This window comes from Microcoleus sp. LAD1_D3, assembly GCF_036702135.1.
Lineage (GTDB): Bacteria > Cyanobacteriota > Cyanobacteriia > Cyanobacteriales > Microcoleaceae > Microcoleus.
The window spans coordinates 1-2,082 of record NZ_JAUBSB010000146.1; the positions used below are offsets into that span (position 1 = coordinate 1).

Annotated in this window: 1 protein-coding gene; it reads right to left on the minus strand. The window is 39.7% G+C overall.

Annotation, left to right across the window (positions count from 1 at the left end):
• Window positions 1-280: 280 nt before the first annotated feature.
• A complete protein-coding gene (locus QUA74_RS29645) occupies window positions 281-1,945 on the minus strand; it encodes an IS1634 family transposase (RefSeq protein WP_333336331.1) in 1,665 nt (554 codons plus the stop codon).
• Window positions 1,946-2,082: the final 137 nt, after the last annotated feature.

Sequence of the window (2,082 nt, forward strand, 5' to 3'; positions counted from 1 at the left end):
AACCCACATTCCGCAGATGTGTGTGGAATTTTTTATCAGTTGTGAAAAGTTGGAGTCAAAAAGTTTTTCCCTTTAACTTATGCGGTTTTAACGTCACGGGTACCTGTCAGATATCCCGAAATCAACTAAAGTGAAAGAGTTGACTTTTTTTAATAGAATTATGGCGCTTTTTTTCGCGAAATAACTTAGCTTTTTAGCCAAGATAACTCCCGCCAAGAGCTAATCATCTTGACTAATAAATGTGGATTATTCACCAAGATTTACAGCTTAATGGAGAGCGTCATCCACCTGCAAACATTAAATAGTACCGACTGCAATACTGTCCTAAATGCTTTAATACATCTTGACGGTCTTGGGTTAAATTACTGACTTGCTTATCTCCGTTGACCGTCACTAAATGTACCGCTTGAAACATCTGAAATATCCAGCGCATTGTTGGTTTATTGGTGAGTTTCTTTACCTGATTTCTGACTCCCTCATTGGTGGCTTCTAAGTGTTGTCTCAATTTCCTTTGCGCTAGGGTATAAACTAACAAGCACAGTCCCATTATCATTCCTATTGCTTCGACTCGCTCGGGATTTTTCACAAATACGCTTGATGTAAAAAACAATGGATCTTTGATAAATCTAAATCCTCTCTCGTTACTTTGCTGCGCTTTGTATTCTGATAGTATCTGTCGCTCGCTCACCTCTTGAGTGTCTAAGATGTTGGTGGCTAATATAAATCTCCCGGCTGTGATTTGTTCGGCTTCTATTACTGATAACCGGGTTTCTATTTGACCCGTAACTTGATAAACTGTTGGATTTGTTTTGTTCTCTAGTTTCTGCTTGCTTGTCGATTTTTTGACGGGTTTTTCTCGGCATTCAATTTCTGTGATTTGGTGATACTTCCAGGTATCTGATAATCTTTTTATCGCGATTTCTGCGTCGGCTATACACGCAAACTCTTGTCTGAATAGCTTGCGTAGTGAGGAAGAAGCTGATTCTAATTGTTTCTCTACTTGCTGGGCTATTTTTTTGAGGGCTGCTTGTTTTCTGATATCGCTTTCTACTACTATCCATCTTTGTTTGATGTTGGCGTACTCGCTGGTTATGGCTGCTATTTTGTAGCCTTTTATTTGAGCTGATTCCCAGTCTTTATCTTCGATAGCTGAGATTTTTTGTCGGGCTGATTTGATACTTAATGGCACTCTGGTTATCCATTTCATTCCTGCCATTGCTGATAAGTTTTCTGCTGTGTATAAGGCACTGTCTGCTACACAGATTCCGTCGAAAGTCCATTGGTTTTTAAATTCTTTGAGTCGGGCGACAAAAACGCTTTTGTCATCGGCGTTTCCGTCATCTATTTTGAGATACAATGGTACGTCTCCATCACCGCTAACTATGGTGTCAATGATAAATTGTTTGAGGTCGGGTCTTTTGTCTCTTGAGTATCCGTGAACGATTTTTATGGCTTTCATTTCATCGGCTGGGTCTGATGAGTCTGTTTCAATGTCTTGACTCTTTTCCTGACAAGTTTTGTATGCTCCTTCTACTGATATTGAACTGCTGTCTAGATGAACGCTATTCATTTCTACTTGAAATTTCTTTGCTGCTTTTAGGGCGATTGCTGTGAATAATTGTGTCGTTCCAGCTTGATGGTATTTGTCTAATGCTCTCCCGATTCTGTCATCATTTAATTGTTCCGGGGTCACTCCTGATCCGATTAAATGTTCTGTTGCTTTTCCTACGAAAAATGTGTCGAATAGGTAGATTGGGGCGCTCAAAAACCCCAATCCGTTCAAAATTATTGCTTTCATTACTTGTCCGGGGCTGACTGTTTCTTTGGTTTTGATACCCACTTTTTTGTTCACTTCTTCTACCAATTCCATCTCATCTATTATCCCCGCTACTATTCCCAAGTGGTCTAAATTTACGATATTTATCCCTGATAATGGCTGGTTCATGATTTTTAGAGTGGCTTTACAGCAGAAATCTATTATACACTAAAAACTCCCAAACGATTGCACGGCAATCGTTTGGGAGTTTATTGTTGCCGAATCTATCTTGCTTTACCTCTGCTTAAATATCTGCGGAATGCGGG